The 20,699-nt window shown below is 57.7% G+C and carries 22 protein-coding genes; 15 read left to right on the forward strand and 7 right to left on the reverse strand.

Going from position 1 to position 20,699, the window contains the following annotated elements:
* Positions 1–2 precede the first annotated feature (2 nt).
* From ybcJ to ACJTMZ_RS07905, 4 genes are all read left to right on the forward strand, one after another.
* Positions 3–215 (forward strand): ribosome-associated protein YbcJ, encoded by a 213-nt coding sequence (ybcJ, locus tag ACJTMZ_RS07890; protein ID WP_015571224.1) that lies wholly within the window; start codon positions 3–5, stop codon positions 213–215.
* A gap of 282 nt (positions 216–497) precedes the next feature.
* Complete coding sequence (locus ACJTMZ_RS07895; protein ID WP_003858916.1) at positions 498–1,997, forward strand: PTS transporter subunit EIIC; 1,500 nt, start codon at positions 498–500, stop codon at positions 1,995–1,997.
* Between the two features lie 83 nt (positions 1,998–2,080).
* Positions 2,081–3,097, forward strand: a complete 1,017-nt coding sequence (gene malI, locus ACJTMZ_RS07900; protein WP_023303216.1) for a Mal regulon transcriptional regulator MalI — start codon at positions 2,081–2,083, stop codon at positions 3,095–3,097.
* 73 nt (positions 3,098–3,170) lie between these two features.
* Entirely contained in the window at positions 3,171–3,698 is a 528-nt protein-coding gene (locus ACJTMZ_RS07905; RefSeq protein ID WP_252010912.1) for a metal-dependent hydrolase, read from the forward strand.
* An 89-nt stretch (positions 3,699–3,787) separates the two neighbouring features.
* Here ACJTMZ_RS07905 and cysS read toward each other — a convergent pair whose 3' ends face one another.
* Positions 3,788–5,173, reverse strand: coding sequence for a cysteine--tRNA ligase (gene cysS, locus ACJTMZ_RS07910; RefSeq protein ID WP_063931495.1), 1,386 nt, complete (start codon positions 5,171–5,173; stop codon positions 3,788–3,790).
* Between the two features lie 175 nt (positions 5,174–5,348).
* Between cysS and ppiB the strand changes: the two genes are divergently transcribed.
* The 5 genes from ppiB to mnmH all read left to right on the forward strand — a co-directional run bounded on the left by ppiB (position 5,349) and on the right by mnmH (position 9,416).
* The gene (gene ppiB / locus ACJTMZ_RS07915) at positions 5,349–5,843 is read left to right on the forward strand and encodes a peptidylprolyl isomerase B (RefSeq protein WP_000256009.1); all 495 of its coding nucleotides are present in this window, start codon (positions 5,349–5,351) and stop codon (positions 5,841–5,843) included.
* Positions 5,844–5,846: 3 nt separating this feature from the next.
* A complete protein-coding gene (gene lpxH, locus ACJTMZ_RS07920; protein WP_047637546.1) occupies positions 5,847–6,569 on the forward strand; it encodes a UDP-2,3-diacylglucosamine diphosphatase in 723 nt (240 codons plus the stop codon).
* 118 nt (positions 6,570–6,687) lie between these two features.
* On the forward strand, positions 6,688–7,197 hold the full coding sequence (gene purE, locus ACJTMZ_RS07925) for a 5-(carboxyamino)imidazole ribonucleotide mutase (RefSeq protein WP_006809824.1): 510 nt from the start codon (positions 6,688–6,690) through the stop codon (positions 7,195–7,197).
* Positions 7,194–8,261, forward strand: a complete 1,068-nt coding sequence (gene purK / locus ACJTMZ_RS07930) for a 5-(carboxyamino)imidazole ribonucleotide synthase (protein WP_003858922.1) — start codon at positions 7,194–7,196, stop codon at positions 8,259–8,261. Before purE ends, purK begins: the two co-directional genes overlap by 4 nt.
* A gap of 84 nt (positions 8,262–8,345) precedes the next feature.
* Complete coding sequence (gene mnmH, locus ACJTMZ_RS07935; protein WP_252010913.1) at positions 8,346–9,416, forward strand: tRNA 2-selenouridine(34) synthase MnmH; 1,071 nt, start codon at positions 8,346–8,348, stop codon at positions 9,414–9,416.
* A gap of 87 nt (positions 9,417–9,503) precedes the next feature.
* Here the strand turns inward: mnmH and ACJTMZ_RS07940 are convergent, their stop codons facing one another.
* The 3 genes from ACJTMZ_RS07940 to ybbA all read right to left on the reverse strand — a co-directional run bounded on the left by ACJTMZ_RS07940 (position 9,504) and on the right by ybbA (position 13,929).
* Positions 9,504–10,649, reverse strand: a complete 1,146-nt coding sequence (locus ACJTMZ_RS07940) for a porin (protein ID WP_017383228.1) — start codon at positions 10,647–10,649, stop codon at positions 9,504–9,506.
* 182 nt (positions 10,650–10,831) lie between these two features.
* Complete coding sequence (ybbP, locus tag ACJTMZ_RS07945) at positions 10,832–13,246, reverse strand: putative ABC transporter permease subunit YbbP (RefSeq protein ID WP_252010914.1); 2,415 nt, start codon at positions 13,244–13,246, stop codon at positions 10,832–10,834.
* The gene (gene ybbA, locus ACJTMZ_RS07950; protein WP_017383226.1) at positions 13,243–13,929 is read right to left on the reverse strand and encodes a putative ABC transporter ATP-binding protein YbbA; all 687 of its coding nucleotides are present in this window, start codon (positions 13,927–13,929) and stop codon (positions 13,243–13,245) included. The genes ybbP and ybbA overlap by 4 nt, the downstream gene beginning before the upstream one ends.
* Between ybbA and tesA the strand changes: the two genes are divergently transcribed.
* From tesA to ACJTMZ_RS07965, 3 genes are read left to right on the forward strand one after another with little or no spacing between them, the layout of a single operon-like run.
* Positions 13,900–14,532, forward strand: a complete 633-nt coding sequence (tesA, locus tag ACJTMZ_RS07955; RefSeq protein WP_003858933.1) for a multifunctional acyl-CoA thioesterase I/protease I/lysophospholipase L1 — start codon at positions 13,900–13,902, stop codon at positions 14,530–14,532. The two genes, ybbA and tesA, sit on opposite strands and share 30 nt — an antisense overlap.
* The gene (locus ACJTMZ_RS07960) at positions 14,513–15,322 is read left to right on the forward strand and encodes an SDR family oxidoreductase (protein ID WP_006809829.1); all 810 of its coding nucleotides are present in this window, start codon (positions 14,513–14,515) and stop codon (positions 15,320–15,322) included. The genes tesA and ACJTMZ_RS07960 overlap by 20 nt, the downstream gene beginning before the upstream one ends.
* A gap of 58 nt (positions 15,323–15,380) precedes the next feature.
* Positions 15,381–16,235 carry a co-chaperone YbbN gene (locus tag ACJTMZ_RS07965; RefSeq protein WP_003858935.1) on the forward strand — a complete coding sequence of 285 codons (855 nt, stop codon included), beginning with the start codon at positions 15,381–15,383 and terminating at the stop codon, positions 16,233–16,235.
* Between the two features lie 51 nt (positions 16,236–16,286).
* Here the strand turns inward: ACJTMZ_RS07965 and fetB are convergent, their stop codons facing one another.
* Together fetB and fetA are read right to left on the reverse strand one after the other, a co-directional pair.
* The gene (gene fetB / locus ACJTMZ_RS07970; protein WP_017383223.1) at positions 16,287–17,069 is read right to left on the reverse strand and encodes an iron efflux ABC transporter permease subunit FetB; all 783 of its coding nucleotides are present in this window, start codon (positions 17,067–17,069) and stop codon (positions 16,287–16,289) included.
* Positions 17,062–17,733, reverse strand: a complete 672-nt coding sequence (gene fetA, locus ACJTMZ_RS07975) for an iron efflux ABC transporter ATP-binding subunit FetA (RefSeq protein ID WP_015571235.1) — start codon at positions 17,731–17,733, stop codon at positions 17,062–17,064. The genes fetB and fetA overlap by 8 nt, the downstream gene beginning before the upstream one ends.
* Before the next feature lie 142 nt (positions 17,734–17,875).
* Here fetA and ACJTMZ_RS07980 point away from each other — a divergent pair, with 142 nt between their 5' ends.
* From ACJTMZ_RS07980 to ACJTMZ_RS07990, 3 genes are all read left to right on the forward strand, one after another.
* On the forward strand, positions 17,876–18,730 hold the full coding sequence (locus tag ACJTMZ_RS07980) for a hypothetical protein (RefSeq protein ID WP_015571236.1): 855 nt from the start codon (positions 17,876–17,878) through the stop codon (positions 18,728–18,730).
* 154 nt (positions 18,731–18,884) lie between these two features.
* The gene (locus ACJTMZ_RS07985; protein ID WP_003858941.1) at positions 18,885–19,799 is read left to right on the forward strand and encodes an SPFH domain-containing protein; all 915 of its coding nucleotides are present in this window, start codon (positions 18,885–18,887) and stop codon (positions 19,797–19,799) included.
* Positions 19,796–20,248, forward strand: coding sequence for an NfeD family protein (locus tag ACJTMZ_RS07990; protein ID WP_015571238.1), 453 nt, complete (start codon positions 19,796–19,798; stop codon positions 20,246–20,248). The genes ACJTMZ_RS07985 and ACJTMZ_RS07990 overlap by 4 nt, the downstream gene beginning before the upstream one ends.
* On the opposite strand, the gene cueR is transcribed toward ACJTMZ_RS07990, so the two are convergent.
* Complete coding sequence (gene cueR, locus ACJTMZ_RS07995; RefSeq protein ID WP_017383222.1) at positions 20,245–20,655, reverse strand: Cu(I)-responsive transcriptional regulator; 411 nt, start codon at positions 20,653–20,655, stop codon at positions 20,245–20,247. The genes ACJTMZ_RS07990 and cueR overlap by 4 nt on opposite strands.
* Between the last annotated feature and the right edge of the window lie 44 nt (positions 20,656–20,699).

Consider the following 20,699-nt stretch of genomic DNA (forward strand, 5'->3'; position numbering starts at 1 on the left):
TCATGGCAACTTTTTCTTTAGGTAAACACCCGCACGTTGAGCTGTGCGATCTGCTGAAGCTGGAAGGCTGGAGCGAAAGCGGCGCGCAGGCGAAGATCGTCATCGCCGACGGGCAGGTAAAAGTAGACGGCTCGGTGGAAACCCGCAAGCGCTGCAAAATTGTCGCGGGGCAGACCGTGAGCTTCGCAGGACAGAGCGTGACCGTGACAGCCTGAGCTGTCTGATGCCCGGTGGCGCTGCGCTTACCGGGCCTACGTACTGTCTCCGTTTGTAGGCCGGGTAAGGCGAAGCCGCCACCCGGCAATTTCTCTCACAATCCCCTCACACCCATCACGGTTAATTATCGATCAACTTCAAATAATCACTATTCCCTCTGGCGAAATGTGAAAATTAAGTTGCGCGATTTTCAGACTTTCCCCACGATAAGTAGAACGTTCTACTAAAACGTTCTACTTACAATAACAGCGTGAAAAAAGCGCTACTCGGGGGAAATCAGCATGAGCCTGATATCAGGGTTTGTTAAATCGCTGTCTAAGTTATCGATGATTGGTCGCGCCTTAATGCTGCCAATTTCACTGCTTCCCGCTGCGGGCCTGCTGCTGGCCTTCGGCGATAAGTTCCATCTGCCGCTGATGATGAACGCCGGCGGGGTTATCTTTGATAACCTGCCGATGCTGTTCGCCATCGGCTCTGCCGTCGGACTGGCTTCGGAATCCGGCATTGCCGCACTCTCCGCGGCGGTCTCCGTGTTTGTCACCAACATCACCATCAGCACCGTGCTGAGCATCACGCCGGAAATGGCCTCTCAGGGCGGGAAATATGCCATGGTCGTTGGCATTCCGACGTTGCAGATGGGCGTCTTTGGCGGCCTGATCTGCGGTATTCTTGCGGCCTGGTGTTACAACCGCTTCCACACCATGCAGCTGCCGGAGTTCCTCGGCTTCTTCTCCGGCAAGCGCTTTGTGGCGATTGCGACGGCGTTTCTGTCGTTCCTGCTCGGCCTGCTGCTGCCGTACGTCTGGCAGCATATTCAGTCCGGGATCGACGCCCTGTCCGTGGTGGTAAACGGCGATAACCAGGCGGCCTCGACCTTTATCTTCGGGCTGGTGGAGCGCGCGTTGATCCCGCTCGGCCTGCACCATATCTGGTATCCCTCCTTCTGGTATTCGTTCGGGGATTACACTACCCAGGCGGGTCAGGTGATCCACGGTGACCAGACCATCTGGTTCAAGATGCTGGAAGAGGGAGTGAAATCCTTCAGCAGCGACACCTACCAGAACGCCGGGAAATTCATGCAGGGCGAGTTCCCGCTGATGCTGTTCGCACTGCCCGCGGCGTGTCTGGCGATGTACCACGAAGCGCACACGAAGAATAAGAAAATCGCGGCCGGTATTCTGTTCTCCGCTGCCCTCACCTGCTTCCTGACGGGCATCACCGAGCCGGTAGAGTTCACCTTTATCTTCGTGGCGCCGATCCTTTACGTCTTCAACGCCATCATGGCGGGCCTGGCGTACATGACCATGTACCTGCTGCATGCACACATCGCCAAGTCGTTCTCGGCGGGCTTTATCGACTACCTGTCGTTCGGGATCCTGCCGTCGTTTAACGGCTATCAGACCAACTTCCTGAGCGCCATTATCATCGGCATTCCGATGGCATTGATCTACTACTTCACCTTCCGCTTCGTGATCCGTCGCTTCGACGTGAAGACGCCGGGCCGCACTGAAGTGACCGCCAGCGCGAATGACAAGTCCGATTCCGAACTTGCCACCGAAATCATCGGCCTGCTCGGCGGTGCGCAGAACATTGATTCCGTCGGCTCCTGCATCACGCGTCTGCGTCTGGAAGTGGCGAAGAGCGAAGCGGTGGACCGGGACGGGCTGAACGGGCTTGGCGCACGCGGCGTGGTGTTCGTTGGCGATAACGGAATACAGGTGATTTTCGGGGCCAGAGCACAGTTTATCGCCCAGACCATGTCCACGATGATTGGCAAATAATAAGATGCCTGAAGGAGGCGTCTCCTGTACGCTGGGGGACGCCTCTTATCTGGCTGATAATCGGGAAATTTCAGGGAGCGGTTTTGAAGAAAGTCAGCATTATTGATGTCGCAAAGCATGCGGGCGTGTCGGTTTCTACCGTTTCGCTGGTGCTGCGCCAGAAAGGGAAGATCTCAGAGGCGACGATCGGGAAGGTCAATGCCGCCATCACAACGCTGGGCTATGTTCATAACGTCGCCGCTGCCAATCTTCGCGCCAACACCTCCAACTTAATCGGCCTGATCCTGCGCGACTTCAGCGACAGCTTTTCCATCAAGGTGATGGCGAGCATCGTTCAGGAGCTGGAGAAACAGGGTTATATGGTATTTCTCGGTCAGCCGCTGAACGACGGCGAACATCTTGAGCGTACCCTGCTCTCCTTTAAGCAGCAGGGCGTGGCGGGCGTCATCTACCTGGCGTCGGACACCCGCGCCGCCTCTCTCCCGGAACACATTCGTCACTGCCCGCTGCCGCTTGTGGCGGTTTCGCAGTCGTTGCTGGAAGAGAAATGCAACCTGGTGATGCGCGATAACCGCCAGGCGGCGAACCTGGCCGCGCGTTATCTTATCGAGCGCGGGCACCGCAACATCGCCTACATTGGCGGGCGCGACGGGTGCCGTATCCGCGAGCAGCGCCTGCTTGGTTTTCGCAGCGCGATGACGCAGAGCGGCCTGGTCTGGCGTGAGGAATATTCTCCCGCCTGCACCGATGACACGCAGGCGGCGGCCATGGCGACTCGTCAGCTGCTGGAGAAGAACAACACGATTACCGCCCTGCTCTGCCATTCACCGGACGCGATGATCGGTTCAATCTCAGGTATTCACCAGGTGGGGCGCACGGTGGGTAAAGACGTGTTTTTAACCCAGCAGGTGGCGCTGATTGGTTTTGAAGATATGCTCCACGTTAATCTCACGTCGCCGTCACTGACTTACGTTTCGTCTGCCAGCGAAGAGACCGGCCGCCAGGCGGCAGGGCTGATGATCCGCAGGCTGAAAGAGCCGGATCTGCAAACGCAGCGCATTACCCTCTCCGGGCAGCTTATCGCGCGGGAATCGGCGTAAAATCAGAATTTAGCACAGGTTTGCTGCGGCGGATCTGCTGCTATATTCCCATGATTTGCCATGGATAAATGCAATGCCTACCATTATCACCCACGCTGCCGTACCTCTGTGTCTGGGCTTAGGGCTCGGAACCAACGTCATCCCACCCCGCCTGCTGTTTGCCGGGATCGTCCTCGCCATGCTGCCCGATGCCGACGTACTGGCGTTTAAATTCGGTGTCGCCTACGGGAATATTTTCGGCCACCGCGGTTTCACTCATTCGCTACTGTTTGCCCTGGTGGTGCCGATACTCTGCGTGCTGGCTGGCCGACGTTGGTTCAGGGCCAGCCTGACGCGGTGCTGGCTGTTTTTAACCGTGTCATTGCTGTCGCACAGCCTGCTGGATTCAATAACGACAGGCGGGAAAGGCGTCGGCTGGCTGTGGCCCTGGTCAGATGAGCGCTTCTTTGCGCCGTGGCAGGTGATCAAGGTCGCGCCGTTTGCGCTGTCGCGCTATACCACGCCGTACGGGCATCAGGTAATCATTTCAGAACTGCTGTGGGTGTGGCTGCCGGGGATGGTGCTGATGGGGATGTTGTGGTGGAGAAAACGTGCGCGCTAATGCCCTCACCCCGGCCCTCTCCCACAGGGAGAGGGAGAAAACCTAACAATTCCCTCTCCCGGTGGGAGAGGGTTAGGGTGAGGGGAAAATTACTTACGACGCCAGGTGGTTCCCTGCGGGCCATCTTCCAGAATAATACCCATCTCGGTCAGACGGTTACGCGCCGCATCCGCCGCCGCCCAGTCTTTCGCCTGACGCGCTTCGAGACGTGCTTTGATCAGTGCTTCAATTTCCGCCACTTCACCGTCGTCCGCCTGCGCGCCGCTTTGCAGGAACAGGTCCGGCTCCTGCTCCAGCAGACCGAGCACGGAAGAGAGCTTACGCAGATGAGACGCCAGCGCATTGGCCGCCGCCATATCTTCTGACTTCAGGCGGTTCACCTCACGCGCCATGTCGAACAGCACGGAGTAGGCTTCCGGGGTGTTGAAGTCGTCGTTCATGACCTCAACGAAGCGGGCCTCGAACGCCTCACCGCCTGCGGCCGGAACAGATTTATCGGTGCCGCGCAAGGCGGTATACAGACGCTCCAGCGCAGCGCGCGCCTGCTTCAGGTTCTCTTCGCTGTAGTTCAGCTGGCTGCGATAGTGGCCAGACATCAGGAAGTAGCGCACGGTTTCCGCGTCGTAATACTTCAGCACGTCGCGCACGGTGAAGAAGTTACCCAGCGATTTCGACATCTTCTCGCGGTCAACCATCACCATCCCGGAGTGCATCCAGTAGTTCACGTACTCGCCACCGTGGGCGCAGGTGGACTGCGCGATTTCGTTTTCATGGTGCGGGAACATCAGATCCGAACCGCCGCCATGGATGTCGAAATGGTTGCCCAGCTGCTTGCAGTTCATCGCGGAACATTCAATGTGCCAGCCCGGACGCCCTTCGCCCCACGGGGATGGCCAGCTCGGTTCGCCCGCTTTGGACATCTTCCACAGCACGAAGTCCATCGGATTACGCTTCACGTCAACCACGTCCACGCGCGCACCGGCCTGGAGCTGGTCCAGATCCTGGCGGGAAAGCGCACCGTAGGTTGGGTCCGTCGGCACCGAGAACATCACGTCGCCGTTGTCCGCCACATAGGCGTGACCGCGCTCGATCAGCTTTTGGGTGATATCAATGATTTCATGGATATGGTGGGTCGCACGCGGCTCGCTGTCCGGGCGCAGAATATTTAAGGCATCAAAATCCTTGTGCATTTCGGCGATCATGCGATCCACCAGCTCGACAAAGCTTTCGCCATTTTCATTAGCACGTTTAATGATTTTGTCGTCGATGTCGGTGATGTTGCGCACGTACTTCAGGTTATAGCCCAGGAAGCGCAGGTAGCGTGACACCACGTCGAACGCGACAAAGGTACGGCCATGGCCGATATGACAGAGATCGTAAACCGTAATACCACACACGTACATGCCGACTTCCCCGGCATGGATAGGTTTAAATTCCTCTTTTTGGCGCGTCATTGTATTAAAGATTTTTAACATCGAAGATTCCATGTAAACACGTGTGTGGATTGTTTGTTCCTTATAATACCCATAATTCGGAGTACGGTCAGCACACAATGCAAGGTGATCGTGTCCTGTGGTTATGCTATAACAAGCCCCTATATGTGACCCGAGCACGGGTCGACGCACCACAATAACGGAACAGGATGCAAAAATGGTTACTTTCCACACTAATCATGGCGATATCGTAATCAAAACCTTTGATGACAAAGCGCCTGAAACAGTTAAAAACTTCCTGGACTACTGCCGCGAAGGTTTCTACAACAACACCATTTTCCACCGCGTGATCAACGGTTTTATGATCCAGGGCGGCGGTTTCGAGCCTGGCATGCGCCAGAAAGAGACGAAAGAAGCGATCAAAAACGAAGCGAACAACGGCCTGAAAAACACCCGTGGTACGCTGGCAATGGCCCGTACTCAGGCGCCACACTCTGCGACCGCACAGTTCTTCATCAACGTAGCGGACAACGACTTCCTGAACTTCTCTGGCGAAAGTCTGCAAGGCTGGGGCTACTGCGTATTCGCAGAAGTGGTTGAAGGCATGGACGTGGTCGACAAGATCAAAGCCGTTTCTACTGGCCGCAGCGGTATGCACCAGGACGTTCCTAAAGAAGACGTTGTGATCACAAGCGTGACCGTCAGCGAGTAATTCGTGGCGACACTCTTTATTGCGGATCTGCATCTGCAAACAGAAGAACCGGCGATAACCGCCGGTTTTCTGCGTTTTTTACGCGGTGAAGCGAAAAGCGCCGATGCGCTGTACATTCTGGGTGACCTGTTTGAGGCCTGGATAGGCGACGACGATCCGAACCCGCTGCACCGTGAGATGGCTGCGGCCATTAAAGTGCTGGTGGATTCCGGCGTCCCCTGCTATTTCATTCACGGCAACCGTGATTTCCTGATCGGCCAGCGCTACGCCCGCGAGAGCGGTATGACGCTGCTGCCGGAAGAGCAGGTGCTAAACCTCTATGGCCGCAATATTCTGATCATGCACGGCGACACGCTCTGCACTGACGATACCGGCTACCTGGCGTTTCGCGCCAAAGTTCACACCCCGTGGATCCAGAAAGTGTTCCTCGCCCTGCCGCTGTTTATCCGCAACCGCATCGCCGCCAGAATGCGCGCGGGCAGCAAGGCCGCCAACAGCAGCAAATCGATGACCATCATGGACGTCAACCCGCAGGCGGTGGTAAAGGTGATGGAGAAGCACCGTGTTCAGTGGCTGATCCACGGCCATACCCATCGTCCCGATGTGCATTCCCTTATCGCCAACGGCGAGCCCGCCCATCGCGTGGTTTTAGGCGCCTGGCACAGCGAAGGATCGATGGTCAAAGTCACGCCGGAAGGTGTTGAACTGATCGCCTTCCCGTTTTAACGCCCCCCGTCTTTTCGCTCATTTCCCGACCACGCAACCGTTTTCCTTGCCGGTATTACATGCTATTCTCTGTGCCCTCGAAAGCAGTGTGTTCCGCACCACAGGAGTTTTAAGACGCATGTCTTCCCGCAATAATCCGGCGCGTGTCGCCATCGTGATGGGGTCCAAAAGCGACTGGGCTACCATGCAGTTCGCCGCCGAAATCTTTGAAATCCTGAATGTTCCGCACCACGTCGAAGTGGTTTCCGCGCACCGTACGCCGGATAAACTGTTCAGCTTCGCCGAAAGCGCCGAAGAGAACGGTTACGAGGTGATCATTGCCGGTGCGGGCGGCGCAGCACATCTGCCGGGCATGATTGCCGCCAAAACGCTGGTGCCGGTACTGGGTGTTCCCGTGCAAAGCGCCGCGTTAAGCGGGGTTGATAGCCTTTACTCTATCGTCCAGATGCCCCGCGGTATTCCCGTCGGTACGCTGGCGATTGGTAAAGCGGGTGCGGCAAATGCCGCCCTGCTGGCCGCGCAGATCCTGGCGACGCATGATAAAGACTTACATCAGCGTCTGGCGGAGTGGCGTAAAGCCCAGACCGACGAGGTGCTGGATAACCCGGACCCGCGGGGTGCGGCATGAAGCAGGTTTGCGTTCTTGGCAACGGTCAGCTAGGCCGGATGCTGCGTCAGGCCGGTGAACCGCTGGGCATTGCCGTCTGGCCCGTCGGGCTGGACGCCGAGCCAGAAGCCGTGCCGTTCCATCAGAGCGTGATCACTGCCGAAATTGAACGCTGGCCGGAAACCGCCCTGACCCGCGAGCTGGCGCGCCATAACGCCTTTGTGAACCGCGACGTCTTCCCGATCATTGCCGACCGTCTCACGCAAAAACAGCTTTTCGACAAGCTCGGCCTCGCAACCGCGCCGTGGCAGCTGCTTTCCGATAAGCGCGAGTGGGATGACGTGTTTGCGATGCTGGGAGACCTGGCGATTGTGAAGCGTCGCGTCGGCGGCTACGACGGCCGCGGGCAGTGGCGCCTGCGCGCGAACGACACCGCCGAGCTGCCGGACGACTGCTACGGCGAATGCATTGTTGAGCAGGGCATTAACTTTAGCGGTGAAGTGTCGCTGGTTGGCGCGCGCGGGCATGACGGGCACACCGTTTTTTACCCGCTAACGCATAACCTGCATCAGGACGGGATTCTGCGCACCAGCGTTGCCTTCCCGCAGGCCAATGCTGACCAGCAGGCGCAGGCGGAAGAGATGCTCTCTGCCATCATGCATGAGCTGGGCTATGTGGGCGTGATGGCGATGGAGTGTTTCGTCACGCCGTCGGGTCTGCTGATCAACGAACTTGCGCCGCGCGTGCACAACAGCGGCCACTGGACGCAAAACGGTGCCTCCATCAGCCAGTTCGAGCTGCACCTGCGCGCCATCACCGATCTGCCGCTGCCGCAGCCGGTGGTGACCAGCCCGTCGGTGATGATCAACCTGATCGGTACCGATCTGAACTACAACTGGCTGAAGCTGCCGCTGGTGCACCTGCACTGGTACGACAAAGAGGTGCGTCCGGGGCGTAAGGTCGGCCATCTGAACCTGAACGATACCGACACGGACCGCCTGAGCGCCACGCTGGAAGCGATTGTTCCCCTGCTGCCGCCAGAATATGCGAGCGGTATTGTCTGGGCGCAGTCAAAACTGAAGTAAGTATCCCTCGCCGGGGAGTTGACCTTCCCCTTCCCCGGCGTACAATCCCCGCCCATTGCTGCTCAGTTTTCTTCTGGAACCACCATGAACGATGGAACGGACTATCGCGCGATCCTCGCGTCCGATACCCCTTTAATCGACGTTCGCGCGCCGATCGAATTTGCCCAGGGTGCGATGCCCGCCGCACTCAACCTGCCCTTAATGAACGACGACGAGCGTGCCGCCGTCGGCACCTGCTATAAACGCCAGGGTCCGGACGCCGCGCTGGCGCTCGGCCATAGCCTGGTCAACGGCGAGACGCGTGAGGCACGTATCAGCGCCTGGCGGGAAGCCAGCCTTGCCCATCCTGAGGGCTACCTTTGCTGCGCGCGCGGTGGCCAGCGCTCACACATCTCCCAGGCCTGGCTGAAAGAGGCGGGCATCGACTACCCGCTGATCCGCGGCGGCTATAAGGCCCTGCGTCAGACGGCGATTCAGGTGACCATTGAGCAGTCACAAAAGCCGATGGTGCTTATCGGCGGCTGTACCGGTAACGGTAAAACGCTGCTGGTGAAGCAGCATGCGCAGGGCATCGATCTGGAAGGGCTGGCGCACCATCGCGGCTCGTCATTTGGTCGCACGCTCACCCCGCAGCTTTCCCAGGCGAGCTTTGAAAATCACCTTGCCGTCAAACTGCTAAAAAAAGACGCCGCGCGCTGGGTGCTGGAAGATGAAGGCCGGATGATTGGCTCTAACCACCTGCCGGAGTGCCTGCGCGACCGCATGGCTGAAGCGCCTGTCGTGGTGGTCGAGGATCCGTTTGAGATCCGTCTTGAGCGCCTGCGCGAAGAGTATTTCGTCCACACGTGGGCCGACTTTTCTGCCGCCTACGGTGAAGAAGCGGGCTGGAAAGCATACAGCGAATATCTGCATCACGGCCTGTACGCCATTCGTCGCCGTCTGGGGCTGCAACGCTTTGCGGAATTTACCGCCCTGCTGGATGCCGCGCTTGTCGAGCAACAGCGTACTGGCAGCACTGACGCGCACTTCAGCTGGCTTGTGCCGCTGCTGAAGGACTATTACGACCCGATGTACGGCTACCAGCTGGAGAAAAAGGCGGAGAAGATTGTGTATCGCGGGACGTACGAAGAAATTGCTGAGTGGCTCGATCGCTGAAAAAAGCCGGGTGGCGGCTACGCCTTACCCGGCCTACGCGTACTTTTGTAACCCCGGTAAGCGCAGCGCCACCGGGGAACAAACCACTTAGAAGTCGTAACGCAGACGCACCAGGTTCATATCGCCCAGGTTGTCGGTGCTGGAGGTGAACACGTGTTCGTAATCCACGCGGAAACCGTAATCCAGCTGGAAGCTGATACCCACACCGTTGTCGATGCGCTGGTAGTTACGGCCATTCACGTACTCGATACGGTCGCCCATGAAGTACGGCTGGATGGATTTCACCGCATACTGACCAACCGGGAACTTGTAACCCGCAAAGTATTCAATACCCCATGCATCACCGGCGAAGTAGTCGTTAACGGACACTTTTTTGGTGGTCAGGAAGTTCTGATACCAGCCGCCGCCTGCGGAGAAGGTCCAGTTATCCGGCGTCCAGCTCAGGGCGGTACCAAGGATGTTCTGGTCGTAGGATTTGCTGTCGCCGTTGTCCGGGTTACGCATGTCCGCGCGGGTGTAGTTCCACGCTGCGCCCCAGGTCAGATCGGTAGTCAGGTGATAATCGATACCCAGTGAACCGCCGCCTTTACGTTTGTAACGCAGGCCGTTGCCCGGCAGGTATTCGCTGTCTTCAAACAGGTAAGAGGCGTAGATGTCAGCATCGCCCACGGTTTTCTTGTACTTCAGCATCTGGCGTGAACGGTAAGAGCCGTCATAGTCGCCGTTGATCCCGTTACCTGGCGCCTGACCAATCATGTCGTAGTCCCAGATATCGGTTTTTGCGCCCACTACGTCATAGTACACACTGTTCTGCTGGCCGAAGGTCAGCGTACCCCAGGTGTCGCTCTTCAGACCGGTGTAGAGCATACGACGAGAGGTGTCGTGCGCGCCGTCGGCGTAGTGATGATCCCAGTTGAACTGCGCCGGAATGTTCACACCCAGCTCGTAGTAGCTGATCCAGCTGATGTCATCGAACAGGTAGTAATCCGCAGCGAAACGGAAGCGGGTGCCGCCGTCAAAGCCGTTGCGCTTGTAGCTGTTTTTGCCGTCATCACCGGTCATATTCTGGAACTGAGGACGAATACTGCCGCCAACGGTGAAGTTCAGGCGGCTCAGCGGGTTACCCGCCTGCGGATCCTGTTTCAGAAGGGTGATTTCCGCCTGAGATGCGAAAGAAGCCAATGCCACTGCTGCGCCGATCGTTGTCGCCAGCGCTGTTTTTCTTATAGTCATTCTTTTTCCTTGATAGACACGCTGCTAAATATTTAGCTGGTGAATATTAACCGGAAAAATTCGGGCTGTGTGGGCGGGTTTTTAATGTTTTGTGCTACTAAATGCAGGGGCATTAACGATTTGTGCCGTTAAGCGATGACGCACCAGCAGAAATGCCGGTGCGTCATCATCACGTCAGTAAACTAGCTGACGAACTGGCGGAATAGCGCTTTACCTTTCAACAGCCGGGTTCCGAGCCAGCCGCCGCACAGGGACAGCAGCACGGCGCCGCAGACGGGCAGCGTGAGCCACAGCCGCCAGTCGGGCTCCCACGGGAAGTCGAAGACTTTGCTCTGGAGTACCGCCAGCGCGGTTTCCGCCCCGATGGCCGCCACCAGGCCCGCCACCAGACCGAGCAGAGCAAATTCGCTCCACAGCGTGGCGCGCAGCAGCCGTTTACTGGCTCCCAGCGTGCGGTAGACCACCAGCTCCTGATGACGCTGACGCATGCCCACCTGCACCTGCGCCAGCAGCAACAGCACGCCGCAGACGGTCACCAGCACTACCATCACCTCCAGCGCGCGGCTCACCTGCTCCAGCACCTGCCCGACCTGTTTGAGGATCGCGCCGATATCCAGCAGGCTCACCGTCGGAAATTCCCGGTTAAGCTGCGTCAGCATGCCGTTGCCGTTTTCCCAGCGGAAGCTGGTGAGCCAGCTCTGGGGCTGTCCGTCCAGCGCCCCCGGCGGGAAGATGAAGAAGAAGTTTGGTCGCAGGCTTTCCCAGTCCACTTTACGCAGGCTGGTGACTTTGGCGGTGAAATCCTGGGTATCGCCGGTGAAAGTCACGCTATCGCCGAGCTTCACGTTCAGGCGTGTCGCCAGCCCCTCCTCCATCGACACTTCCCCCGCTTTCGGCGGCCAGGTGCCGGCAACGATCGGGTTATGGTCCGGACGTTTCGCCTGCCAGGTCAGATTGAGTTCGCGGTTGAGCGATTCATCCTTATTTCCGTCCGTGGACTGGCCGTTGATCTGCGTCAGGCGGGCGCGCACGATCGGATAGAACGATTCCGGAATAATGTGATGCTCAGACAGGAAACCCTTCAGAGGCGTCACCTGTTCGGGAGCAATGTTGATCAGGAAATAGTTCGGGCTTTCCGGCGGAAGCTGCTGCTGCCAGCGATCGAGCAGATCCCCGCGCAGCACCAGCAAAAGCGCCAGCAGCATAAACGACAGCGAAAACGCCGAGAGCTGGCTGAGGGTAGACCACGGCTGGTGCAGCAGTCGGTTGACCGCCAGCCGCACGGGAAGCGATTTAACCGTCAGCTTTCTCAGCAGGTTAAGCAGTATCCAGCCCACCACGCCGCACAGCAGCGCCAGCACCACCGCGCCCGCCAGCACCGCCCACAGCAGCGTACTGCCGCCCATCAGCCAGGCCAACAGCCCGACCGCCACCGCAATAATCACCGGCAGATAGAACTTCAGCGGCCAGACGCTGGCCACCACATCGCGGCGCAGCACGCGCAGCGGCTGGGTGGCGAGCAGCAGCCGGTACGGGCGTAACCCCACCAGCAGGGAGATCGTCGTCATCGCGCCGATGGCCCACAGCCACGGCCAGAGGCTGGCAGGCGGTAATGCGGCGGGGAGTACCGGTTTGAGCAGCACCATCAGCAGCTTTTCAAACAGCAGCCCTATCGCCCCGCCGGTCAGAGCCGACAACGCCAGCACCATCAGCCACTGGCCGACAATCAGCTTGCGCAGCTGCGCGCGGCCCGCGCCGAGGGTTTTGAGGATCGCCACCAGATCGTAACGGCTGCGACAGTAGTGCCCCATCGCCACGGCAACCGCCGCAATGGCAAGCAGCAAGGTTAACAGCGCCGACAGCAGCAGGAACTGCTGGGAACGTTCGAGGGATTTGCCGAGCGCCCCGTCATCCTGCTCCAGCCCGTACCAGCGGTGTTCCGGCTTGAGCTGCGGCAGGAGCCATTTTTCGTACGCCTCCAGCTGCGCAGGCGTCCCGCCAAACTTATACCGCCAGGTGACACGGCTTCCCGGCTGGACGGCGTTGGTTTTCGCCACATCGGCGGTGTTCATCAGCAGGCGCGGCGCAAGCTGGAACGGATTAAATCCAGAGTCGGGCTCCTGCACCACTTCCCCGGCAATTTTGAGTGTCGCGTCGCCGACGTCGATACTGTCGCCGGGTTTCAGGTTCAGCAGCGCCATCAGTCGCGATGCCAGCAGGACCGTACCGGCCGTCGGTTTTAGCCCCGGCGGGCTGGTTTGTAAGTCACCATACATCGGGTAGATGTCATCCACGGCTTTTACGCTGGCAAGCTGCGGCGTGTCGCCCGCAAAGGTCATAGTCTGAAAGGTGATCTGCTCCCCTACCTTCAGCCCCTCTTTGCGCGCCTCCTCAATCCAGCCCGGCGGCACGGGGCGAGAACTTTGCAGAGCCCGGTCCCCGGCCATAAATTCCCGACTCTGCTGGCTAAGCCCTTTCTCCATACGATCGCTGACGCTACCGAGCGCCAGCACGCAGGCCACCGCCAGGCTCAACGCCAGCCAGACAATCAGCAGCGAGGGCGAGCGCCACTCGCGCCAGAACCAGCGGGCAATCATGCTTCCTCCTGAAGAATACCGTTCACCAGCCGCAGGCGGCGGTCGCAGCGGGCGGCCAGCTGCGGATCGTGGGTAACCAGAATCAGCGTGGTGCCGTGCTCGCGGTTGAGGGAAAACAGCAGATCGGCAATTTTGTCCCCGGTTTTACGGTCAAGGTTACCAGTGGGTTCATCGGCAAACAGCACTTCAGGGCGGCCGTTAAACGCGCGCGCCAGCGCCACGCGCTGCTGCTCACCGCCGGAAAGCTGTGCCGGAAGGTGGTCGAGACGTTTTCCCAGCCCCAGCTGTTCCAGCAACGCCTTGGCGTGATCGCGGCTTTCACGGGTATTGTCACCGCGCAGCAGGCCGGGCAGTTCAACGTTTTCCAGCGCGTTCAGCGTCGGGATCAGCATGAATGACTGAAAGACAAACCCGATATGCCGGGCACGCAGCGCGGCGCGGGCCTCTTCATCAAGCGCGTGGAGGGGCTGGCCGACCAGGTTCACTTCCCCACTGCTGCCATCGTCCAGACCGGCGAGAATGGCCAGCAGCGTGGACTTACCGGAACCGGATTCACCAATCAGGGCGATGGTTTCGGCACGTTTGACAACGAGTTCAACTCCGGTGAGGATGGAAAGCTCGTGTTCTCCCTGACCGACGGACTTCTTAAGACGATGAACTTCAACAATGTTTTCCGCTGGCATTTGCCCTTCCTGTTTTTGATGCTGATGACCTTCCGCGCGGCGGCTGCGGACACGTTATTGATTCTGGGCGACAGCCTGAGCGCGGGCTATCGTATGGCCGCCAGTGCGGCCTGGCCCGCCCTGCTCAATGATAAATGGCAGTCCCGGGCGTCTGTCGTTAACGGCAGCATTAGCGGCGATACGTCGCAACAAGGCTTATCGCGCCTGCCTGCCCTGCTTAAGCAGCATCAACCGCGTTGGGTGCTGGTCGAACTGGGCGGTAATGATGGTTTGCGCGGCTTCCAGCCTCAGCAAACGGAGCAAACGCTGCGGACCATTTTGCAGACCATTAAGGCCGCCAACGCCCAGCCGCTGCTGATGCAAATTCGCCTGCCCGCTAACTACGGCCGTCGGTATAATGAGGCGTTTAGCGCGATCTATCCTAAGCTTGCCAAAGAGTTTGATATTCCGCTGCTGCCATTTTTCATGGAAGAGGTCTATCTGAAACCCCAGTGGATGCAGGATGATGGCATTCACCCCAATCGCGATGCCCAGCCGTTCATTGCCGACTGGATGGCAACCCGGCTGGCTCCTTTAGTAAAACATGACTCGTCAAACAGCTGAGAACCTGACAGGTAAAGTTATGCAAAAATCGGTCTTAATAACAGGATGTTCCAGCGGAATTGGCCTTGAAAGCGCCCTTGAACTGAAACGCCAGGGGTTTTGGGTACTGGCAGCCTGCCGTAAACCCGAGGATGTCGAACGCATGCGAGGGCTGGGATTTACGGGCATTCTGCTGGATCTCGATTCGCCAGAGAGCGTAGAGCAGGCCGCCGATGAGGTTATCGCCCTGACCAACAACCGTCTTTACGGTCTGTTCAACAATGCGGGCTACGGCGTGTACGGCCCGCTACAGACTCTCTCACGGGAACAGCTGGAGCAGCAGTTCTCCGCAAACTTTTTCGGGGCGCATCAGCTTACCATGCGCCTTCTCCCCGCCATGCTGCCGCACGGCGAAGGGCGCATCGTGATGACCTCCTCGGTCATGGGCCTGATCTCCACGCCGGGCCGCGGGGCTTACGCCGCCAGTAAATATGCGCTTGAAGCCTGGTCCGATGCGTTGCGCATGGAGCTGCGCCACAGCGGTATTAAGGTCAGCCTGATTGAACCGGGCCCGATCCGCACCCGCTTTACGGAAAACGTTAACCAGACGCAGGCGGACAAACCGGTCGAAAACCCCGGCATCGCGGCGCGTTTTACGCTTGGGCCAGAAGCCGTCGTTGCCAAAGTGCGCCACGCGTTTGAGAGCGATACCCCTAAAATGCGCTATCCGGTCACGCTGGTAACCCATGCCGTCGGCTGGTTGAAACGCCTGCTGCCGGGGCGGATGATGGACAAAATTTTGCAGGGTTGAGTTGAAGCGACGACGCTTACCCCCATGTAAAGAGTAAACCGATAAAAGAGAATGCCGCATGTCCGTACAGAATATCGTCAACATAACTGAAGCTAACCTGCAACAGACGCTCGAACAGTCAATGACTAAACCGGTGCTGTTCTACTTCTGGTCTGAACGCAGCCAACACTGCCTGCAACTGACGCCGGTCCTGGAAAGCCTTGCCGCGCAGTACAACGGTCAGTTCATTCTGGCGAAGCTGGATTGTGACGCCGAACCAATGGTGGCTTCCCAGTTTGGCCTGCGCGCGATCCCAACCGTCTACCTGTTCCAGAACGGTCAGCCGGTGGATGGCTTCCAGGGGCCGCAGCCGGAAGAGGCGATCCGCGCCCTGCTGGATAAAGTTCTGCCGCGCGAAGAAGAGCTGAAAGCGCAGGAAGCCATGGCGCTGATGCAGGAAGGCAAGTACGACGAGGCGCTGCCGCTGTTAAAAGACGCGTGGCAGCTGTCGAACCAGAACAGCCAGATTGGTCTGCTGCTGGCAGAGACCCAGATTGCGCTGCACCGCCCTGAAGACGCGGAAGCCGTGCTGAAAACGGTGCCGATGCAGGATCAGGATACCCGTTATCAGGGTCTGGTGGCGCAGATTGACCTGCTGAAACAGGCGGCCGATACCCCTGAAATTCAACAGCTTCAGCAGCAGGTTGCGGACAACCCGCAGGATGCCGCGCTGGCAAGCCAGCTGGCGCTTCAGCTTCATCAGGTGGGGCGTAACGAAGAGGCGCTGGAGCTGCTGTTTAGCCATCTTCAGAAGGACCTGGGCGCCGCAGACGGACAGGCGCGGAAGATGTTCCAGGAGATCCTGGCCGCGCTGGGTACCGGTGACGCGCTGGCGTCGAAATATCGTCGTCAGCTGTACGCGTTGCTCTACTAGTAAAAAAATGCCCGGTGGCGCTAACGCTTACCGGGCCTACAAAAGCCGATATTACCCCGTCTTTTTCAACTGCGTCACCACCAGCTGGTGGCGCGCGTTGTAAAACTTCCGATAGGTCAGGTAGCAGGCAATGATGGTGGACAGGCTCGCCGTAGAGAGCAGCATAAACGTCACCATAATCTGGTACTTAATCGCTTTTACCGGATCGATACCGGCAAAAATCAGCCCCGACATCATGCCTGGCAGGCTCACCAGACCCACCGTTTTGGCGGAATCCACCGTTGGGATCAGCGAAGAGCGAATGCTGTCGCGGATCAACCGCGCCGAGGCCACCTTCGGCGTCGCGCCCAGGCTTAGCTTCTCCTGAAGCTGCTGCTGTTCACTGCTGAACCGTTGCCCCAGATTGTTGTAGCACAACCCGACCGCCACCATCGCATTGCCCGCAATCATCCCGGAAATGGGGATCACCTGCATCGGCGTAAATTCTATCGAGCCGGAGAGTACCAGTACCGCCAGCGTTAACGCGGTCCCGGTAGTGATGGCGATCAACGACGAAATGAACGCTTTATCGATGTATTTACTGCGTTTCTGCGCGTTCCATGCCGCGTTAAAGCAGATAAACAGCACCATCAACAGGGTCAGCACGGCATGATTGACGTTGAAGATGTATTTCAGCACATAGCCGACGATGATGAGCTGAATGACCGCGCGGGCGATACTCCAAAGAATATCTTTTTCCAGCCCCAGCTTTTCCCGGTAGCTGACCACAATCGCCACCAGCACCAGGACCATCGACAGCGCCAGCGATTCGTTGGTTATGTTATGTTCACCCACGGTGAGCCTCCTCCATTTTTCCGCCCTGCGGCCTGAGCGTGATGACATCATCCGCATGGGTAATTTCATTTGAATCATGCGTCACCCACAGCACGGCAATATTCTGCTCCCGGGCGTAGCGATGGATAATGTCATTGACGTTGCGCTTGTTAGCGTCATCCAGCGCGCTGGTGATTTCGTCCAGCAACAGCGCCTTCGGCAAGAATTGCAGGTTACGGATCAGCGAGACGCGCTGCTTTTCCCCTCCCGACAGTTCGGCGATCGATTTGGTCAGCGTCTCCGGCGAAAGCCCGAACCGGGTCAGATCGTCGGTAAACTTTTTCGGATCAGGCGTTTGGTTGCGGATGTGCCAGGGGAAAACCAGATTGTCGTACACCGTGTCGCCAAACAGGGACGGCGTTTGCACGCAGTATGACACCTGCTGGCGATAGCTTTCCGGTGAAAGCGTGGCGATATCTTTTCCTGCAAACAGGATGGTTCCCTCCGTTGGGCTCAGTAGCGAAGCCACGATTTTCAGGAGGGTGCTTTTGCCGCAGCCGGAGGGGCCAGTTATCAGTTTAAATTCGCCCGGAGAGAGACAAAAATCGACGTGCTGAAGGATGGTGTTATCACCCACACGAAAGCCAACATCCCTGATATCCAGAAGATTTTTTTTATTATTCATTCCGATTCCGTTAACCGCTGTAATAAGAACAGCCTTTAGCATAATCCTTTCCGCTACGCAGCGCGAATAGCCTTAACCTATAGCAAGTGTTAAACTTTTTGCTCGCTAATTGTCACCTCTATAACTACAGGAAGTCAGCAACATGACACATATCTTTTATGAGTTCTCTTCCCTGAAGCCTGGTGTTCCTGATGTGGAAACATTAATGGAAGTCATCAATTCTTCTGAACTCACGCGTTTTGTCATGGGTGCAGAGGTGGTCGATTTTGTTAAGAAGGCGCTCATCGTTAACACCACAATCGGTAGCTTTAAAAACTGCTATTTTGCTTTCGATGATGGAGCTTACTTTCTCGAGTTTGACGGCAAGGGTAAATCCAGACGCTTTACTGAGGTGCCGGACTGGTTCGTTTCCCCCGCGGAATTTGCCCGCTCGCAATGGCTGATTAACCATGATCTGGCCGATGTGAAGGCGACGGCGTTTATTGACGTGCTGATGTCCTACCCGCTTAAAGAGCGCCGGGCGCACTGCAATCTGCTGTTTGGTCTGGATCTGCATAAGGTCAATGTGGTTCCGGCGCCTACAGCCCCTGCCGGAAAAATGGGCAATAAAAACGGAAAAACCACCAAGCCTCGCGTCACAGATCTCGGCTCTTTTGAGCTTTTTACCGCGTTCTTTGCGCGTATGAAAACCGCCGTCAATGCTAATGAATTCCCTACCCTACAGGTGCTGACCGGCCAGGAGGATCTTACAAAAGCGCCGCACAGCTTAAAGCAAGGGATCAGAACCTGGTTTAAGGCGATTACCGGCGATCTGCCGCCGAACAACAAACGTGTCGGGGCGGGCAATGCGGTATTGTTCTGCGCTCCCGTTCGCGAGCAGATCCAGCAGATAGAGGCCATCGGCCTGGAAAAATACTATCAGGGCTTATCAAAAGCTATCGCTGACGCCGGGGATGGGTTTATCACTGACTTCAGCTATACCTGGTCTGAAAAGTAACGCTTTGCGCCCCGCATCCCGAACGGGGCGTTTTATTTCTGCCAGTCCGGTTCCCACCTCTTTACAGGGGCGAAATCCTGTTCGTTAGCCGATATACTTACGTTCAACAAATACGCAGTTTTTCTCGTTACGGCATGCAAAACAGGAGGTTTTTATGCTCATCGTTGTTCCTGTCCTTATATTCGTTGCGCTGGTTATCGTGGGCGCAGGCGTCAAAATTGTCCCGCAGGGTTACCAGTGGACCGTCGAACGCTTCGGTCGCTACACCAATACTCTTCAGCCGGGTTTAAGCCTGATCGTCCCGTTCATGGACAGAATTGGGCGTAAGATCAATATGATGGAGCAGGTGCTGGATATCCCTTCCCAGGAAGTCATCTCCAAGGATAACGCCAACGTCACCATCGATGCGGTGTGCTTTATTCAGGTGATTGATGCGCCGAAAGCGGCCTATGAGGTGAGCAACCTGGAGCTGGCGATCGTCAACCTGACCATGACCAACATCCGTACCGTGCTTGGCTCAATGGAGCTGGACGAAATGCTCTCCCAGCGCGACAGCATTAATACCCGCCTGCTGCACATTGTGGATGAAGCCACCAATCCGTGGGGGATCAAAGTGACCCGCATTGAGATCCGCGACGTGCGCCCACCGGCAGAGCTGATTGCTTCCATGAACGCGCAGATGAAGGCCGAGCGTACCAAGCGTGCCTATATTCTTGAAGCCGAAGGGGTGCGTCAGGCTGAAATCCTGAAAGCGGAAGGGGAAAAACAGTCGCAGATCCTGAAAGCCGAGGGCGACCGTCAGTCTGCCTTCCTCCAGGCGGAAGCGCGTGAACGTTCGGCAGAAGCGGAAGCCCGTGCGACGCAAATGGTCTCCGAGGCGATTGCCGCCGGGGATATCCAGGCTGTGAACTACTTCGTCGCGCAAAAATATACCGATGCGCTGAAGGAGATCGGCTCCGCGAACAACAGCAAGGTGGTAATGATGCCGCTGGATGCCAGCAGTCTGATGGGATCTATCGCCGGAATTGCCGAGTTGATCAAAGACGGCGGAAACGAGCGTAAAAAATGATAGAGCTCATCGTTGCACATCCTCATGCGTTCTGGCTAAGCCTTGGCGGCTTACTGCTGGCCGCCGAGATGCTTGGCGGCAACGGTTATCTGCTGTGGAGCGGGGTTGCCGCGGTGATTACCGGGCTGGTCGTCTGGCTGCTGCCTGTCGGCTGGGAGTGGCAGGGCGCGCTGTTTGCCGTGCTGACGCTGCTGGCCGCCTGGCTGTGGTGGCGCTGGCTGAACAAACGGGTGAAGGCGCAGAAGCCGGTCGACGCGCACCTCAACCAGCGTGGGCAGCAGATCGTGGGTAGACGCTTTACGCTTGATAACGCGCTGATCAACGGACGCGGTCATATGCGCGTGGGGGACAGTTCGTGGCCGGTAGTGGCCGACGATGACCTCAGCGCCGGCACGCGGGTTGAGGTCATTGCGGTGGAAGGCATTACCCTGCGGGTTAAAGCCTGTTAGGCGTGGGTTTTACGGTGGCAGCAGCCGGAAAGATTGTCGATAATCGGGCACTCGGCGCTGTCATCTCCCGGGCAGGATTCTGCCAGCTGTAACAGTTGCTCACGCATCGCCTGTAATTCGATGATATGGCGTTCGATCTCCGCCACTTTTTCCAGCGTACGTTTTTTCACGTCGGCACTGTGGCGTTTCGGATCGTTAAACAGGTTAACCAGCTCGCCGCACTCTTCAAGGTTAAATCCTACCTGTCTTGCCTGGCGCAGTAACGTCAGTTCATCAAGATGCAGCTGCGTATAGCTGCGGTAGCCGTTCTCACTGCGCAACGGTGGCGTCACCAGCCCTTTTTCCTCATAAAAGCGAATCGCTTTGCTGGTTAAGCCGGTTTTTTTCGCAACATCGCTGATATTCACATTTCCCCCTTGACCTTCCCCTTGATGGTGGGATTCTGACAGGC

Origin of the sequence: Enterobacter sp. DN, assembly GCF_046054285.1 — a bacterium.
Taxonomy (GTDB): Bacteria; Pseudomonadota; Gammaproteobacteria; order Enterobacterales; family Enterobacteriaceae; genus Enterobacter; species Enterobacter hormaechei_C.

Bases quoted from the DNA above. Each gene is read 5' to 3' on its own strand.
- ybcJ (WP_015571224.1), top strand. From the start codon at position 3: ATGGCAACTTTTTCTTTAGGTAAACACCCGCACGTTGAGCTGTGCGAT.
- ACJTMZ_RS07895 (WP_003858916.1), top strand. From the start codon at position 498: ATGAGCCTGATATCAGGGTTTGTTAAATCGCTGTCTAAGTTATCGATG.
- ACJTMZ_RS07905 (WP_252010912.1), top strand. From the start codon at position 3,171: ATGCCTACCATTATCACCCACGCTGCCGTACCTCTGTGTCTGGGCTTA.
- cysS (WP_063931495.1), bottom strand. From the start codon at position 5,173: ATGTTAAAAATCTTTAATACAATGACGCGCCAAAAAGAGGAATTTAAA.
- ppiB (WP_000256009.1), top strand. From the start codon at position 5,349: ATGGTTACTTTCCACACTAATCATGGCGATATCGTAATCAAAACCTTT.
- purE (WP_006809824.1), top strand. From the start codon at position 6,688: ATGTCTTCCCGCAATAATCCGGCGCGTGTCGCCATCGTGATGGGGTCC.
- purK (WP_003858922.1), top strand. From the start codon at position 7,194: ATGAAGCAGGTTTGCGTTCTTGGCAACGGTCAGCTAGGCCGGATGCTG.
- mnmH (WP_252010913.1), top strand. From the start codon at position 8,346: ATGAACGATGGAACGGACTATCGCGCGATCCTCGCGTCCGATACCCCT.
- ACJTMZ_RS07940 (WP_017383228.1), bottom strand. From the start codon at position 10,649: ATGACTATAAGAAAAACAGCGCTGGCGACAACGATCGGCGCAGCAGTG.
- ybbP (WP_252010914.1), bottom strand. From the start codon at position 13,246: ATGATTGCCCGCTGGTTCTGGCGCGAGTGGCGCTCGCCCTCGCTGCTG.
- tesA (WP_003858933.1), top strand. From the start codon at position 13,900: ATGAACTTCAACAATGTTTTCCGCTGGCATTTGCCCTTCCTGTTTTTG.
- ybbA (WP_017383226.1), bottom strand. From the start codon at position 13,929: ATGCCAGCGGAAAACATTGTTGAAGTTCATCGTCTTAAGAAGTCCGTC.
- ACJTMZ_RS07960 (WP_006809829.1), top strand. From the start codon at position 14,513: ATGACTCGTCAAACAGCTGAGAACCTGACAGGTAAAGTTATGCAAAAA.
- ACJTMZ_RS07965 (WP_003858935.1), top strand. From the start codon at position 15,381: ATGTCCGTACAGAATATCGTCAACATAACTGAAGCTAACCTGCAACAG.
- fetA (WP_015571235.1), bottom strand. From the start codon at position 17,733: ATGAATAATAAAAAAAATCTTCTGGATATCAGGGATGTTGGCTTTCGT.
- ACJTMZ_RS07980 (WP_015571236.1), top strand. From the start codon at position 17,876: ATGACACATATCTTTTATGAGTTCTCTTCCCTGAAGCCTGGTGTTCCT.
- ACJTMZ_RS07985 (WP_003858941.1), top strand. From the start codon at position 18,885: ATGCTCATCGTTGTTCCTGTCCTTATATTCGTTGCGCTGGTTATCGTG.
- ACJTMZ_RS07990 (WP_015571238.1), top strand. From the start codon at position 19,796: ATGATAGAGCTCATCGTTGCACATCCTCATGCGTTCTGGCTAAGCCTT.